This window comes from Rhodopseudomonas sp. WA056 (assembly GCF_010906995.1).
Taxonomy (GTDB): domain Bacteria; phylum Pseudomonadota; class Alphaproteobacteria; order Rhizobiales; family Xanthobacteraceae; genus Rhodopseudomonas; species Rhodopseudomonas palustris_G.
The window spans coordinates 1-14,761 of record NZ_QPFS01000120.1; the positions used below are offsets into that span (position 1 = coordinate 1).

The 14,761-nt window shown below is 67.0% G+C and carries 18 protein-coding genes; 6 read left to right on the forward strand and 12 right to left on the reverse strand.

The features are described 5' to 3' along the window. Positions 1 to 48: 48 nt before the first annotated feature. The 4 genes from DU475_RS19420 to DU475_RS19435 all read right to left on the reverse strand — a co-directional run bounded on the left by DU475_RS19420 (position 49) and on the right by DU475_RS19435 (position 3,136). On the reverse strand, positions 49 to 1,044 hold the full coding sequence (locus tag DU475_RS19420) for an NUDIX hydrolase (RefSeq protein ID WP_013501009.1): 996 nt from the start codon (positions 1,042 to 1,044) through the stop codon (positions 49 to 51). After that, on the reverse strand, positions 1,041 to 1,547 hold the full coding sequence (locus tag DU475_RS19425) for a tyrosine phosphatase family protein (protein WP_013501010.1): 507 nt from the start codon (positions 1,545 to 1,547) through the stop codon (positions 1,041 to 1,043). The genes DU475_RS19420 and DU475_RS19425 overlap by 4 nt, the downstream gene beginning before the upstream one ends. A gap of 67 nt (positions 1,548 to 1,614) precedes the next feature. After that, positions 1,615 to 2,232, reverse strand: coding sequence for a YfbR-like 5'-deoxynucleotidase (locus DU475_RS19430; protein WP_013501011.1), 618 nt, complete (start codon positions 2,230 to 2,232; stop codon positions 1,615 to 1,617). A gap of 46 nt (positions 2,233 to 2,278) precedes the next feature. Beyond that, positions 2,279 to 3,136 (reverse strand): LysR substrate-binding domain-containing protein, encoded by an 858-nt coding sequence (locus DU475_RS19435; protein ID WP_013501012.1) that lies wholly within the window; start codon positions 3,134 to 3,136, stop codon positions 2,279 to 2,281. Between the two features lie 130 nt (positions 3,137 to 3,266). Between DU475_RS19435 and DU475_RS19440 the strand changes: the two genes are divergently transcribed. Continuing rightward, on the forward strand, positions 3,267 to 4,241 hold the full coding sequence (locus DU475_RS19440) for a sodium-dependent bicarbonate transport family permease (RefSeq protein WP_164633053.1): 975 nt from the start codon (positions 3,267 to 3,269) through the stop codon (positions 4,239 to 4,241). 28 nt (positions 4,242 to 4,269) lie between these two features. On the opposite strand, the gene DU475_RS19445 is transcribed toward DU475_RS19440, so the two are convergent. Both DU475_RS19445 and ygfZ read right to left on the reverse strand, forming a co-directional pair. Further along, on the reverse strand, positions 4,270 to 4,905 hold the full coding sequence (locus DU475_RS19445) for a DNA-3-methyladenine glycosylase I (protein WP_164633054.1): 636 nt from the start codon (positions 4,903 to 4,905) through the stop codon (positions 4,270 to 4,272). Further along, positions 4,902 to 5,783, reverse strand: a complete 882-nt coding sequence (gene ygfZ / locus DU475_RS19450) for a CAF17-like 4Fe-4S cluster assembly/insertion protein YgfZ (protein ID WP_164633055.1) — start codon at positions 5,781 to 5,783, stop codon at positions 4,902 to 4,904. Before ygfZ ends, DU475_RS19445 begins: the two co-directional genes overlap by 4 nt. 147 nt (positions 5,784 to 5,930) lie before the next feature. On the opposite strand from ygfZ, the gene DU475_RS19455 reads away from it, so the two are divergent. Then, entirely contained in the window at positions 5,931 to 7,265 is a 1,335-nt protein-coding gene (locus tag DU475_RS19455) for a dihydroorotase (RefSeq protein WP_164633056.1), read from the forward strand. A 181-nt stretch (positions 7,266 to 7,446) separates the two neighbouring features. Further along, positions 7,447 to 7,746 (forward strand): hypothetical protein, encoded by a 300-nt coding sequence (locus DU475_RS19460; protein WP_164633052.1) that lies wholly within the window; start codon positions 7,447 to 7,449, stop codon positions 7,744 to 7,746. Positions 7,747 to 7,769: 23 nt separating this feature from the next. Here the strand turns inward: DU475_RS19460 and DU475_RS19465 are convergent, their stop codons facing one another. From DU475_RS19465 to DU475_RS19480, 4 genes are all read right to left on the reverse strand, one after another. Beyond that, on the reverse strand, positions 7,770 to 8,033 hold the full coding sequence (locus tag DU475_RS19465; protein ID WP_013501018.1) for a hypothetical protein: 264 nt from the start codon (positions 8,031 to 8,033) through the stop codon (positions 7,770 to 7,772). 131 nt (positions 8,034 to 8,164) lie between these two features. Then, complete coding sequence (locus tag DU475_RS19470) at positions 8,165 to 8,542, reverse strand: TIGR02301 family protein (RefSeq protein WP_013501019.1); 378 nt, start codon at positions 8,540 to 8,542, stop codon at positions 8,165 to 8,167. 59 nt (positions 8,543 to 8,601) lie between these two features. Continuing rightward, the gene (locus DU475_RS19475) at positions 8,602 to 9,045 is read right to left on the reverse strand and encodes an NUDIX hydrolase (protein WP_013501020.1); all 444 of its coding nucleotides are present in this window, start codon (positions 9,043 to 9,045) and stop codon (positions 8,602 to 8,604) included. Next, positions 9,042 to 9,539: a hypothetical protein gene (locus DU475_RS19480; RefSeq protein ID WP_013501021.1), complete on the reverse strand. Its 498-nt coding sequence runs from the start codon at positions 9,537 to 9,539 to the stop codon at positions 9,042 to 9,044. Before DU475_RS19480 ends, DU475_RS19475 begins: the two co-directional genes overlap by 4 nt. 61 nt (positions 9,540 to 9,600) lie before the next feature. Here DU475_RS19480 and DU475_RS19485 point away from each other — a divergent pair, with 61 nt between their 5' ends. Further along, entirely contained in the window at positions 9,601 to 10,374 is a 774-nt protein-coding gene (locus DU475_RS19485) for an SOS response-associated peptidase (RefSeq protein ID WP_164633057.1), read from the forward strand. A 12-nt stretch (positions 10,375 to 10,386) separates the two neighbouring features. Here the strand turns inward: DU475_RS19485 and DU475_RS19490 are convergent, their stop codons facing one another. Both DU475_RS19490 and DU475_RS19495 read right to left on the reverse strand, forming a co-directional pair. Beyond that, entirely contained in the window at positions 10,387 to 11,814 is a 1,428-nt protein-coding gene (locus tag DU475_RS19490; protein WP_164633058.1) for an FAD-binding oxidoreductase, read from the reverse strand. Between the two features lie 119 nt (positions 11,815 to 11,933). Further along, complete coding sequence (locus tag DU475_RS19495) at positions 11,934 to 12,920, reverse strand: L-threonylcarbamoyladenylate synthase (protein ID WP_041807708.1); 987 nt, start codon at positions 12,918 to 12,920, stop codon at positions 11,934 to 11,936. Positions 12,921 to 13,160: 240 nt separating this feature from the next. Between DU475_RS19495 and DU475_RS19500 the strand changes: the two genes are divergently transcribed. Then, complete coding sequence (locus tag DU475_RS19500) at positions 13,161 to 14,060, forward strand: helix-turn-helix domain-containing protein (RefSeq protein WP_164633059.1); 900 nt, start codon at positions 13,161 to 13,163, stop codon at positions 14,058 to 14,060. A 124-nt stretch (positions 14,061 to 14,184) separates the two neighbouring features. Beyond that, positions 14,185 to 14,761: MFS transporter (locus DU475_RS19505; protein WP_164633060.1), on the forward strand; the 577-nt coding region annotated here is incomplete at its 3' end.

Below are 14,761 nucleotides of genomic sequence, written 5' to 3' on the forward strand. Positions count from 1 at the left end.
ACCTCCAGGCGAGCGGCCCGGACGGCGGGGCGTTTCGCTTTGACTGACTTACCGCCGGCCGCGCACGCGCAGGCCGGGGGCGGGGCGTTCCTGCAGCACCTCGCGGCGGAAGCGGAACAGCGCGGCGGGGCGCCCGCCGGTTCGTGTCGACATCTCGCCGGTCGGTTCGACCAGCGCGCCGGCTTCCACCAGGCGGCGGAAATTCTGCTTGTGCAGATGCCGGCCGGAGATCGCCTCGACGGTGTGCTGCAATTCGGTGAGTGTGAACTCGGGCGGCAGAAGTTCGAAGACCACCGGGCGGTATTTCAGCTTGGCGCGGAGCCGTGCGATCGCGGTGGCGAGGATGCGGCGGTGGTCGAACCGCATCGCGACGCCGAGCGTCGGCATCTTGCTGCGCGACAGCGCCGCCGGGCGACCGTCGCGGCGGGCTTCTTCGATCAGCCCGGCTTCGTACAACAGCTCGTAGCGGTCGAGCACGCGCTCCTCGTCCCAGGGGGCGCCATCCACGCCGAAGAACAGCCGCACCCGATCCCGCCGCGCCAGCGCCCGCGCCGTATCCGGCTCCTCGGCCTGCGCCGCCCAGGCGGTGAGTTCGGGGATGATGTCGCGCGCGATGATCGCGGGCTGCTGCTCGCGCCAGTCTTCCCACGGGAAGAAGCGATACCACGGCTCGAAGGTCGCGCCGGCCGCGCGCGCGGCGTTGTCGGCCGCGCGTGTCAGCGCCAGATAGCCGATCGAGGCGACGTGGACCTCGGTGTCGCCGAGCCGCGCGTGACGGCCGCGGTCGCCGAAGGTGTAGAGCTGCTCGACATAGCCGAGCCGCAGCCCGGTCTGCTCCTCCACCCAGGCGCGCAGCCCGATTTCGAGAGTGCGGTGGGTGATGGCGTCGAACGGGCCATAGGGAAGGCCGGCGAGGCTGCCGCCACCGTCGCCCGACGCGGTCAGGATCATCGGCTCGTTGGCCTCGATCGCGACGATCGCCGCGGTCAGGCCGATCTCGATCGGGACGGTCGCCTTGTCGTTCATCTCGGACGGCGGGCTCATTCGAGGTCGACGCGGAACGGCACGCCCTCGATGCTGAGATCGCCGGGCCCGATCGCCTCGAGGGCGCGCAGCATCCGCCCCTGCCGCCCGAGCGCCCGATCGGCCAGCGCCACGATCAACCTGTTCGGCGACGCGCAGGGCGAGGCCAAGCGGATCTGGCGGGCGATCGTCACCTCGTCGCGGTGCGGATTGAGCGCGCAGGCGGCCGCGAACGCGCTGGCGGTGGAGCGGCTGATGCCGGCGTAGCAATGCACCACCAGCGGGGCCGAACGGTCCCAGCTCCGGACGAAATCCAGCACCCGGCTGATGTGGTCGAGATTCGGCGCGTTGAAGCCGTCCATCACCTCGGTGATGTCGTCCATCTCGATGCGCAGATGGTTGGCCTCCAGCACGGTGGCCGGGCGTTGCACCTGGCCGACATTGGCCATTACCGAGAGCACATGGCTGGCCTCGGTCGCCGCGACGGTCGGATGCAGGGCTGCGAGTGAGCAGACGTGAATCATGAGCCTTTCCGAGGTTGGCGCGATCTTAATCCTGCGCCGTGGGCGGTGAAAGCGCGATGACGGAGGCTCAATCCTGCAGGCTCTCGAACCGGGCCAGCAGCCGCTTTTCGGCCTTCCCGGCCGGCCAGGGCGTCAGATAGTCCTCGACCATCGCGTCCGGCAGGCCTGGATCGCTGCCGAACAGCCGCTTGGCCTCGGTTTTGGTGAAACCGGCGAGGTGGGTCGCTTCGAGGTAGGCAGAGCCGCGGTCGGCGGCCTTGATCTGGCGTTCGATCGCCTCGTCGAGAACCGCCGGCAGGCCGAACCGGATGTGGATCGCGCCGAGCAGGCGCTTTTCCACCCGCTTGTAGGATTCGCCGATCACCGCCTTGAACGGCGAGATCATGTCGCCGATCACATATTCCGGGGCGTCGTGCAGCAGCGCCGCGAGTCGCAGCCTGGCGTCGATCCTCGGGTTCTTCTCGCGCATCACCGCCTCGACCAGCAGGGTGTGCTGCGCCACCGAAAAGATGTGGGCGCCCGAGGTCTGGCCGTTCCACCGCGCCACCCGGGCGAGGCCGTGGGCGATGTCGGCGAATTCGACGTCGAGCGGCGAGGGGTCGAGCAGATCGAGCCTTCGGCCAGACAGCATCCGCTGCCAGACGCGGCTGGCGGCTGCGCGCGTTGCGGGTGGCGAACTCGTCATGGTTTCCTTGTTGCAGGTGGCGTTTCGGTCGCCGCTTCTTACGCCGTCAGCCGAGGCAGCGCACGATGTGTTCGCTCAGCCGCTGCGCCGGTGGCGACAGATCGGGCGCGTGCAACAGCGCGATCTCGGTATCTTTCAGGTCCGGCAGCGGCGCGCCGTCGATCGTGTCGAGGTCGGCCGGTACCATGTCCTTGGGCAATACCGTGACGCCGAGGCCGGCCTTGACGGCGGCAAGCGAACCGGCGAGCGAACCGCACGTATAGGCGATCCGCCACGGCCGCCGGGCGCGGTCGAGCGCGTCGACGGCGCGCTTGCGATAGACGCACGGCGTCGGCGACACCACGAGCGGCAGCGGCCGACCGGTATCGATCGCCCGGCGATCGACCGTGACCCAGACCAGCGGTTCGCGCCAGACGCGGATGCCGCCGCCGTTGCCCGTGCGTTCGCGCTTGACCAGCGCGAGGTCGAACGCGCCTTTGCCGAACTTATCGATGAGATGGAGCGTGAGGTCGCAGGTCACCTCCAGCGCCACCGCCGGATAGGCATGGGCGAACCGCGCCAACACGTCCGGGAGATGGCGGGTGGCGAAATCCTCGGGCGTGCCGAGCCGGACCACGCCGCGCATCTGCGGCTCGAGCACGCGGGCCACCACTTCGTCGTTGAGCTCGAGCATCCGCCGCGCATAGCCGAGGAAGATCTCGCCTTCGGCGGTCAGCCGCACGCCCTGCGGACTGCGCTGCATCAGGCTGTGGCCGAGCGCGTCTTCGAGACGCTGCATCTGCAGCGACACCGTCGACTGCTGCAGTCGCAGCGATTGCGCGGCGCGCGTGAAATTGCCCATCGCCGCGATGGCGACGAAGGTGCGGGCGAGGTCGAGATCGAGATTGGTCAGGCGGCGGGGCATCCGATCATCATCAATTTTTGAAATGTAACGATTTTACATTATCAATTTCAAAAATCATAGCCGCCGCCTTACGGAACCCCGACGTCACCGCTCCGGCCGCGAGCCGGGCGAAGTTGAAAGGGACCGACGCGTGCAAATCTTCGACCTCGCTTCTACCAACCTGCTGTCGCCGATGGTGCTGTTCTTCGGCCTCGGCCTGATCGCGGCGTTGCTACGCTCCGATCTCGGCCTGCCCGAGCAGATCACCAAGTTCCTGGCATTGTATCTGTTGATGTCGATAGGCTTCCGCGGCGGCGCCGAGGTCGCGCATCACGGCTTCAGCTCTCTCCTGGTGCTGACGATGGTGGCCGGCGTGCTGCTGTCCGCCACCGTGCCGATCATCGCCTACATCATCCTGCGCCGGATCTGCGGCCTGGAGCCGGTCGACGCCGCCGCGGTCGCCGGCCATTACGGGTCGATCTCGGCGGTGACGTTTCTCGCCGTCACCGGCGCGCTCACCCAACTGTCGATCCCGTTCGACGGCTGGCTGGTGGCGGTCGCGGCGGCGATGGAAACGCCGGCGATCTTCACTGCGCTGATGATCGCGCACAGCCGCAGCGGCGACCAAGCGTCCTCCGAACGCAGCGTGTTTCGGGAGATCGCGCTGCACGGCTCGATCGTGATGCTGGTCGGGGCCTTCGTGATCGGCGCCATCAGCGGCAACGCCGGCATGACGATGCTGAAGCCCTTCGTCGGTGATCTGTTCCCCGGGCTGCTCTGTCTGTTCCTGCTCGATCTCGGCCTGGTCGCCGGCCGCTGGCTGGCCCGCGGCTGGCGCGACCTGTCACCCGCCACCACGGCGTTCGGTCTGGTGATGCCGCTGATCGGTGCAGCGATGGCCAGCGTGGTGGCGATGGCCCTCGGTCTGTCCAGCGGCAGCGCCGCGGTGCTGATCACGCTGACGGCGTCGGCGTCCTACATCGCGGCGCCGGCGGCGATGCGGCTGGCGCTGCCGCGCGCCAATCCGGCGATCGCGCTGACGCTGTCGCTCGGCATCACCTTCCCGTTCAACCTCATCGTCGGCATCCCGCTTTACATCGCGCTGGCGAACCATCTGGCGAGGTGAAGCAGCCGGCCGAACGCGCAGGGCGCGGTCAGCGGCGCGGCGAAGTCTTTCGCCGCGCCGGTTTCTTCATCGCGCCGCAGGTGGCGTGGCAGTGGCAGTCGACCAGATGGTCGTTGACCATCCCGACCGCCTGCATGAACGCGTAAACGATCGTCGGCCCGACGAATTTGAAGCCGCGTCCCGCCAGATCCTTGGAGATCTTCACCGACAGCGGCGTCGACGCCGGCACGCCCGCGGTGGTCTTGAAGCTGTTGACCATCGGCGCGCCGCCGACGAAGTCCCACAGCAGCTTTGAAAAGCCCGGACCGTCTTCCTGAATCTTCAGCCACGCTTTGGCGCTGCCGATCGCGCCTTCGATCTTGGCGCGGTTGCGCACGATGCCGACATCGTTCATCAGCGCCGCAACCTTGTCGGCGTCGTAGCGGGCGATCTTGGCCGGATCGAAATCGTCGAAGGCGCGGCGGAAATTATCGCGCTTGCGCAGGATGGTGATCCACGACAGCCCGGCCTGAAAACCGTCGAGGATCAGCTTCTCGTACAGCGCGCGGTCGTCATATTCCGGCACGCCCCATTCGGTGTCGTGATACGCGACGTAAAGCGGATCGTCGCCCGGCCACGGGCAGCGCACGAGTCCGTCGGCACCAACGCGAGGTCCGCGGCTCATGTGCCGGTTTTCCGTTGCGTCGGGGTCAGCTCGTTCGGATCGGCGATCAGCAATGGAACGCCGCCCGCACTGAGCGGTACCGACGCTTCGCGCGCCTCGGCGACGCGGTCAATGCGCAGCAGCGCCAACCCGCGGCCGCTCGCCGACGATCCCATGGTGCCGACGCTCTTGTCGCCGGCGGTGATCTCGCTGCCCGGCTGCGGCGCTGCGCCGTCGAAGGTGACGCGCACGATCCGGGTCCGCGCGGTGCCGCGATGGTGCATCCGCGACACCACTTCCTGGCCGATGTAGCAGCCCTTGTTGAAATCGACGCCGTGCAGCCGGTCCATATTGGCTTCGTGCGGAAACGCGTCCGCATAGCCGAAGTCGAGGCCGCCGGCCGGGACGCCGCAGCCGATCCGATGTGCCTCGTAGGCGCTGGCCGTCGCCATCGTCGCGCCGAGCGCTTCGGCGGTCGCGGTGGCGAGGATTTCCGGCACCAGGATGCGCCAGCCGAGCTGTTCGCCGCGCGGATCGCGGAATCCCATCTCGGGCGGTTGCGGCGGTTCGCCGCCCCACAGCGCCAGCACGCCGAGCCGGTCGGACAGGTTCTCGATCAGCACCTTGGCGCGCAGCTTGTAGAATTTCAGCTTGGTGGCGAGCGCATCCGTGAGCGCTCCCGGGCAATCCATCAGGAAGCCGCCGTCGTCTTCGGCCGGAAGCTCGGTAATCAGGAAATCGGCGACGATCTTGCCCTGCGGCGTCAGCAGGGCGCCGAATCGGCCGGCCCCGGGGGCGAGCTTGGTGAGGTCGGTGGTGACCAGGCCGTTCAGCAGATGCCGTGCGTCGGGCCCGCTGATCTTGAGAACGCCCCGGTCGGAGAGGAAGGCTGCCTGCATTGATTTCTCTCGTGACGCCGGCCGGAAACATCCTTGCGTTAGCGGTCCGGCCGACTAAGACATCCCAAGTTAGGCGGCCGGGCGCTGGTCAACAAGGCTTTGCAAGACTCGCGCCGCTTCGCTCCAAAACGGGCACCCGAGGACGTCATGACCGGCACATTCGACACCATTCTGAAGGGCGGCACCATCGTCAACCAGGACGGCGAGGGCGCCTCCGACATCGGCATCAAGGACGGCCGCATTGCCGCGCTGGGCTCGCTCGGTGCCGAGAAGGCCGGCGAGACGATCGATTGCCGCGGCTTGCACGTGCTGCCCGGCGTGATCGACACCCAGGTGCATTTCCGCGAGCCCGGGCTGACCCACAAGGAAGACCTCGAAACCGGCTCGCGCAGCGCCGTGATGGGCGGAGTCACCGCGGTGTTCGAAATGCCGAACACCAATCCGCTGACCATCACCGAAGAGACCTTCACCGACAAGGTGAAGCGTGCCGAGCATCGGATGCATTGCGACTTCGCGTTCTTCATCGGCGGCACGCGCGACAATGTCGAGGAACTGCCCAGGCTCGAGCGCGCCCGTGGCTGCGCCGGCGTCAAGGTGTTCATCGGCTCGTCGACGGGCAGCCTGCTGGTCGAGGACGATCCGAGTCTCAAGCGCATCCTGTCGGTGATCCAGCGCCGCGCCGCGTTTCACGCCGAGGACGAGTACCGCCTCAATGACCGCAAGGGCGAACGGATCGAGGGCGATCCGCGCTCGCATCCGGTGTGGCGCGACGACGTCGCCGCCTTGCAGGCGACGCAGCGGCTGGTGGCAATCGCGCGCCAGACCGGCAAGCGTATCCATGTGCTGCATGTCTCGACCCGGCAGGAGATGGAATTCTTGCGCGAGCACAAGGATGTGGCGTCGGTCGAGGTGACGCCGCACCATCTGACGCTGGTGGCGCCGGAGTGCTACGAGCGGCTCGGCACCAAGGCGCAGATGAATCCGCCGGTGCGTGACGCCTGGCACCGCGACGGCATCTGGCACGGGCTGGCGCAGGGCGTCGTCGACGTGCTCGGCTCCGACCACGCGCCGCATACGCTGGAGGAAAAGGCCAAGACCTATCCGGCCTCGCCCTCGGGCATGACCGGCGTGCAGACGCTGGTGCCGACGATGCTGGATCACGTCAATGCCGGCCGGCTGTCGCTGGCGCGCTTCGTCGATCTCACCAGCGCCGGCCCGGCGCGGCTGTTCGGCATCGCCTGCAAGGGGCGCATCGCCGCCGGCTACGACGCCGACTTCACGGTGGTCGATCTGAAGCGCAGCGAGACCATCACCAACGACTGGGTCGCCTCGCGTGCCGGCTGGACGCCGTATGACGGCGTGCGTGTCACCGGCTGGCCGGTCGGCACCTTCGTGCGCGGCGCCAAAGTGATGTGGCAGGGCGAACTGACGACGCCGTCGACCGGCGAGCCGGTGCGGTTTCTGGAGACGCTGAAGCCATAGGCGCTCACAATCAGGCGCAGCACCTCCGCGACCGGGGCTTTGACCGGAATGCCCAAGCCGAGTCCGCTGAGCTGCACTGAATGTGCCGTGCCAACAGCCTGCGCGCCGAGTCGTTTTGTCCGTGTCTCCGTGGAACTCCGGTGGGGTATTTTGCGTATCCCCTGCGCGATCATCCTTCGCGATGATGGCAGCCGAGCGATTCGGCTCGCCGGAGTTCGCGGTAGGACGGTTGGTTAACAGGAAAGCAACGGAACAGGCGCAGCATTTCGCGTCGCACGATCGCCGGGATCGTCGATTGACCGATACGCCGAAAAGGGGATTCCAGATGGAAGCTCAGAAGACTGCGGTCGAAGCGATCGTCGCATTGACCGGCTATGATCGTGCAGTGGTGGCCGAATCCATCCGGCGTTTCTATCTCGCCGGCGTGCGCGATCCGAAGCGGCTGACCTTCAAGGGGCTGCAGGCGTTCGCCCGTACCTGACCCGGCGACGCCGTCCGATCCCGCTATTGCTTGGCCAGGCCGATCGAAAATTCGCCGTTGAGCACACGGCCGGGCAGGCCTTCGACGAACTTGGCGACGGCGTCTTCACCGTAGGTGGCGACCAGCTCCGCAAAAGCGGTGAACAGGCTGGCTTGCGCCAGGCAATCGCCGTCGACCCCGTCGTGCAGGGCCTCGGCCCATGCCTCGCTGAGATAGCTGAGCGCCGTTTGCTTCTGATCGCGGTCGGATGGAACGTCGCAGTCGATGGGGAAAGTCGTCAGGCTCATGAACTTCAGCAGTCTCGGCGCGCTCCACCGCGAAGCGCAATGGGCTAGTGTTAGCATGCGGCTGCCGAACGCATAGGCAGTTCTTTAGGAAAGGTTAACGGGCTGGGATAAACCCGCAGCCACAAGGCCGGTCAGTTCGCGTATCGCGCGGTGAGATCGCGCGACAGCTTCGATCCCTCCTCCAGATACCTCCGAATCGCCACGGTGGCGGCCGGTGTGCAGGTCCGGTAGGTCTGCTGGAACCCGTTATAGCCCCGGTTGAAAGCGGCGATCAGCCGGGTGCGACGTTCCCCGGAGGGGGTTTCGGCATCGATCAGGGCCTGCATTTCGTTGCGCCACTTCGGCCCGTCATTGCCGCCGCAAATTGGGCGCAGATAATGCAGCGTCCCAAGAATTTCAGCGAGTCGCTGCAATTCGGCGTCGAACGGCGCCGCACCGTCCTGGGCGCGCGCCGGGGCGAGCCCGCAGCAGGCCAGGATCGTCAGCACGGCGAGGGAACGCTTCAGCATGGCCGGCCTGATAGGCCGTTTCAGAGGTTGCAGCAAGAAGGCGATGGCATGCCGGGCGGTCAGGTTCCGACCATCGCCCGAGCGCCGGCAATCAGCTCCGCCAGCCCTTCGGTGGTCGAAAAGGCGGCCAGTTCGTCTGGGCCGATCCATCGGGCGTCGTCGAGTTCGTCATTGAGCTGCGGCTCGCCGGCCGCCCAGCGCGCTGCGAACACCATGATCACGTAATGCCCGGCTGCACCGACCGGGGAGGGCAGCACTTCGCGCCGGCCGGCGAAGCCGACGATCTCGATCGACAAGCCGGTTTCCTCGGCGACCTCCCGGATCACCGCCTGGTCCAGCGATTCTCCGAACTCGACCCGGCCACCCGGCAACGAATACAGACCCTTGGCCGGCGCCCGCGCTCGGCGCACCAGCAGGAACCGGTCGTCTCGGAAGATCGCGGCGCTGACTGCGAGTTGCGGATGGCGCGGCTGCGCCGGTGCGGCCTCGGTCACGGCGGTCAATGCGCCATGATGTAGTCGACGTCGGCCTCGCTGCCCTGGCCGTTGATGATGCCGCCGGCGCGGCCGATCAGCGGCTTGATCCAGCCGACCGCGCTCTCGGCCAGCTTGGCCCGGGTGCCGTCCTGCGACGCTTGGCGCATCGCCTCGCCGACCGCGGTGAGGATCGCCGTCATGTTGTTGGTGATGTCGTCGAAATCCGATCTTATGCCCGGATCGGCCGTGTCATAGGCTTCGATCGCCAGATCGCGCGCCTTGAAGTTCGACGCCCTGAAATGTTCCGCGTAGGAGAGGGGATGCCACGACAGGAAGTCTTCCGAGCACTCCGGCATGTCCGGAATCATTTCGAGCAGCATCACGGCTTCGTTGAAATGATTCAGATAGTCGGTCGCAAGGCCCGTCTTCGGGTTGATATTGGCGGAAGCAAGCTGAGTAGCGCGCGCCTCGTCGTATCGGGCGGTCCCGCCTTGCGCTGCTGTAGATTCACTCGACGCCATCGGCGGCATTTTTGTTTACCGAAGTTAACAAGCACTGAACACGCCACCGGGTCCTGACAGCATGTGCGGACGCTTCGTGATCACCTCGGCTCCCGCCGCTATCCGACAGCTCTTTGGCTACGCCGATCAGCCTAATTTTCCGTCACGCTACAACATCGCCCCAACCCAGCCGATTCCCGTGGTGATCGTCGACCAGGGCGCCCGCCGGTTCCGGCTGATGCGCTGGGGGCTGATCCCGTCATGGGTGAAGGATCCGCGGACGTTCTCACTATTGATCAACGCCCGCGCCGAGACGATGCAGGACAAGCCGGCGTTCCGCAACGCGTTCAGGCGCCGGCGCTGCCTGGTGCCGGCCGATGGCTACTACGAGTGGAAACCCGGCGGTCCGCGCAAGCAGCCGTATTTCATCCATCCGGCGGCCTGCGGACCGGTCGGGTTCGCGGCGCTGTGGGAGACCTGGACCGGGCCGAACGGCGAGGAGCTCGACACCGTGGCGATCGTCACCACCGCGGCGCGCGGCGGCCTCGCCGATCTGCACGACCGAGTCCCGGTGACGATCGCGCCGCATCATTTCGCGCGCTGGCTGGAGAGCGATGAAACCGACCTCGACGCGGTGATGACCCTGCTGCGGCCGCCGGGGGAAGGCGAGTTCGTCTGGCACCCGGTCTCGACCGCGGTCAACCGCACCGCCAACGACAATCCGCAACTGATCCTGCCGATTACCGCGGAGGAGGTCGAGGCTCCGCCACCAGCCGTGACGAAGCCGGCGCCACCGAAGCGCGCGGCGCGGCCCAAGATCTCGGCGGATGACAGCGGGCAGGGCTCGTTGTTCTGACGGTGGAGAGACCTACACCACCTTGCCGGGATTCATGATGCCGTGCGGGTCGAGCAGCGTCTTGATCGACCGCATCAGTTCGATTGCGGTCTTGTCCTTCACCTCGGCAAGTTCGTCGCGCTTCATCACGCCGATGCCGTGCTCGGCCGAGATCGAGCCGCCGAGCCGCAGCACCACCTCGAACACCACCTTGTTGACGTCGTGCCAGCGCGCCAGGAACTCGGCCTTGTCGGCGCCGATTGGCTGGCTGACGTTGTAGTGGATGTTGCCGTCGCCGAGATGGCCGAACGGCACCGGCCGCGCACTCGGGATCAGGGCGACCACGGCGGCGTTGGCTTGTTCGATGAACTGCGGCACCGCCGCGACCGGCACCGAGATGTCGTGTTTGATCGAACCGCCTTCCGGCTTCTGCGCCGGCGAAATCTCTTCGCGCAGCTTCCAGAATGCCTGCTGCTGCTGCACCGAGCTTGCGATTGCAGCATCTACGACGATGCCGTCTTCGAAGCCCCGCTCGAGGATCGACTCCAGCGCGGCGCGGGCGTCGTCGCGCGGTGACGATAGTTCGATCAGCACGTACCACGGATAGCGCGCCTCGAGCGGGTCGCGGTTGTTGGCGTGTCGCACCGAGAAATCGAGCGGCGTCTCGGCGATCAGTTCGAAGCTGGTCAGATTGCCGGCGGCTTCGGCTTGCGCGATGCCGAGCAGCTTCAGCGCATCGTCCGGCGACTGCAGCCCGACGAACGCGGTCTCGACTGCGCGCGGCTTTGGAAACAGCTTCAGCGTCGCCGCGGTGATGATGCCGAGCGTGCCCTCGGCACCGATGAACAGATTGCGTAGATCGTAGCCGGTGTTGTCCTTCTTCAGCTTGGACAGCAGGTTCAGCACCCGGCCGTCGGCGAGCACCACTTCGACGCCGAGCGCCATGTCGCGTGCGAGCCCATAGGCCAGCGCCGCGGTGCCGCCTGCATTGGTGGAGAGATTCCCGCCGATGGTGCAGCTTCCCTGCGCGCCGAGCGACAGCGGAAACAGCCGGTCGACCTCCGCCGCCTTCTCCTGCGCGCGCTGCAGGATCACGCCGGCTTCGACCGTCATGGTGTTCGACGAGGTATCGACCTCGCGGATCTTGTCCATCCGCTTCAGCGAAATCACCACCTCGCCGTTGTGCGGCGTTTGTCCGCCGACCAGGCCGGTGTTGCCGCCCTGCGGCACCAGCGCGACGCACGCCTCGTTCGCCAGCTTGCAGATGGCAACCACTTCGTCGGTGGAGCCGGGACGCAGCACCAGCGGCGAGTGGCCGCGATACAGATTGCGCTCCTCTGTGATGTAGGCTTCGAGCTCGAGGGGATCGGTCAGCGCGTGCTTGTCGCCGACGATCGCGGTGAAGCGCGCGATCAGTTCGGGCGAGAGAGAGGCGGGCGAGAGCGGGCTGACGATGTTCATGATGTTTCCTCTTCCCTGTCGTTGCGAGGAGCGAAGCGAGCCGATCCGAAACGCGTCTCAGACGCGTTTGGATCGATTCGTTTCGCCCGCAATGACGTCGCGATAGGCTTGTTCGTGATTCATGGGCGCGGCGCCGCTGCGCGGCGCAGGCGATCGTTGATCGCTTCGCCGAGGCCGTGGTGCGGGATCGACATCACTGCGATGCCGCGCGCGCCGCGCTCGTCGAGCGCGCGCAGCGCGCCGAACAATTGCGCCGCGGCTTCGGCGAGATCGCCGCGCGGCGACAGGTTGTGAACGGCGACGGCCGTCTCGGCACCTGGCGGCAGTTCGGAGCCGAATGCCAGCAGCGCTTCGCCCGGCTTCACCTCGGCCGCATTCAGCCGCACCGTTGCGCGCGGCGCGTAGTGCGACGCGAGCATGCCTGGAGCGAGAGGCGCGTGATCGTCGGTGATGTTAGTTGCGGCCGGCGCGCCCAGCTTGTGACCGAGCACACGCTCGATCGCCTCGCGCGGCACGCCCCCGGGCCGCAGCAAGACCGGTGCACCGAGGCAACCGACGATCGTCGATTCGACCCCGACCATCACTGGCCCGCCATCGACGATCACATCGATCCGGCCGCCCAGATCGGCGGCGACGTGCGCCGCGGTGGTCGGTGAGACGTGGCCGGACCTGTTGGCGGACGGCGCCACCACCGGCCCGCCGAAGGCGCGGAGCAGGGCCTGTGCCACCGGATGCGACGGCACCCGGAGCGCGACGCTGTCGAGGCCGGCGGTGGCGAGATCGCACACGGAGCAGTTCGTCGCCTTTGGCAGCACCAGCGTCAGCGGCCCCGGCCAGAACGTCTCGGCGAGGCGCAGCGCGGCGGTGTCGAACCTTGCGATCAGGCGCGCCGCATCGAGATCGGCAACGTGCGCGATCAGCGGATTGAACGACGGCCGGCCCTTGGCGGCGTACAGCCGCGCCACCGCCTCGGCATTCGATGCATCGGCGCCGAGCCCGTAAACCGTCTCGGTCGGGAACGCGACCAGTCCGCCGCCGCGCAGCGCGCGCACAGCTTCGTCCGCATCGGTCGCGGTCAGCGTCTTGGTGATCAGGTCGAGCATCATTTCGGGTTTCATATCGCAATTCGTGTGGATGCGAAGTAGCAAAGTCGAGGTGCTGCGCTGCGTGCACTCGGGAGCTACGTGGCGTCTGTTGGGTGCGGGCCTCGCGCAAACCGCGAATCCGGCCGCCCCGCACGCGAAAAATCCCGTTGAAATCGCAGGTTAGGCGGGGTGGCGGGCCGGGGCTTGCAAGCCGCCGGAATATGGAGTGAGGATAGTTCGTTCAAACAGGCGCCCCTTCCGATGCAGCTCAATCCCCTCCTTCATGCCGAACGCGTCACCGGCCGAAGGCAATCGGCCTTGATCGATCTGTGGTCGACCACGGGATTTGCCGCGGCCGTGAGCGAGGTGACGGGGCCGCATATTTACGAGTTCGGCGAACTGCCGGTGCCCACCGTCGCGATCACGCTGTACGACGTCCGCCGCCATGTTCTGATGGAAAACGGCAAGGTCCGCCGCGATGCGCCGGTGCGCTCGGGGCGGTTCCGTATTGGCCAGCCGGGCCGGCGTGTGGTGGTCGATGCCGTGCCGGACACCCAGTGGGGCAAGCTGCTGCTGCTGTATCTCGGCGAACCGCTGCTGAAAGAAGTTGGAACCTCGTTCGGCTCCGGGCCGATCAGCTTGCGCGACACCGCATGGGACGTCGACGATCCGCTGCTGGAGGCCTCGGCCAAACGCCTGGTCGAGGCCAGCGACAGCGGCGACCGGCCGAATCCGCTGCTCGCCGAGCAACTGGCCTATACGCTGGCGCTGCATCTGACGGATCGTTATTCGGCGCCGCGTAGTGGGCTCGCCGAGCCGTCCGTGCCGCTGGAAGCTCCGGTGCGCGACCGGATCGCCGAATTCGTCCGTTCCGATCTCGGCGCTCCGATCACGCTGGCGGCGATGGCCGAGGTCGCGGGCATGAGCCCGTCCTGTTTCATTCGCAGTTTCAAGCGCTCCACCGGAATGACGCCGCATCGCTTCGTGGTGGAGCAGCGCGTCGCCGCCGCCCGCCGGCTGCTGGAGACGTCAGACCTGCCGATCGTCGAGATCGCACTCGGCGTCGGCTTCTCGTCGCAATCGCATTTCGGCGTCGCGTTCCGTCAGGTGACCGGCGAAAGCCCGGCGCGGTATCGCCGGCTGCAGTGCGGCCGCGAGTAATTTTTCGACAAGGAACCGCGGACGCCGCGGCTCCCTGATAATTTTCCGGCAGACGCGTCCTCCTGATTGAGAAATCTGTCGCCATGAGCGATCGCCCGACGAAGGCGAGCGAGGGAGGACAGGTATGAGTACGACGACATCTACAAGCACGGTCGCGCCGATCACGGACACCAGTCTGACCGGCTTTTACAAAGACATGACCGTCACCGAGAAGCGCACGTTCTGGGCCTGCGCCACAGGCTGGGCGCTCGACGGCATGGACTTCATGATCTACCCGCTGGTGATCGGAACGATCATCGCGCTGTGGAGCGTCGATGCCGGATCGGCCGGTCTTGCCGGCACCGTGACGCTGTTGGCGTCGGCGGTCGGCGGCTGGGCCGCCGGTTATCTCGCGGACCGGATCGGCCGCGTCCGTACGCTGCAGCTCACCATCATCTGGTTCTCGCTGTTCTCGCTGCTGTGCGCGTTCGCGCAGAATTTCGAGCAATTGCTGATCCTGCGCGCGCTGCTCGGCTTCGGCTTCGGCGGCGAATGGGCGGCCGGCGCGGTGCTGATCGGCGAGACGATTCGCCCGCAATATCGCGGCCGGGCGGTCGGCTCTGTGCAGTCGGGCTGGGCGGTCGGCTGGGGCCTCGCAGTGCTGGCGCAGGCCGCGCTGTTCTCGCTGCTCCCGCCCGAGCAGGCTTGGCGCTGGATGTTCG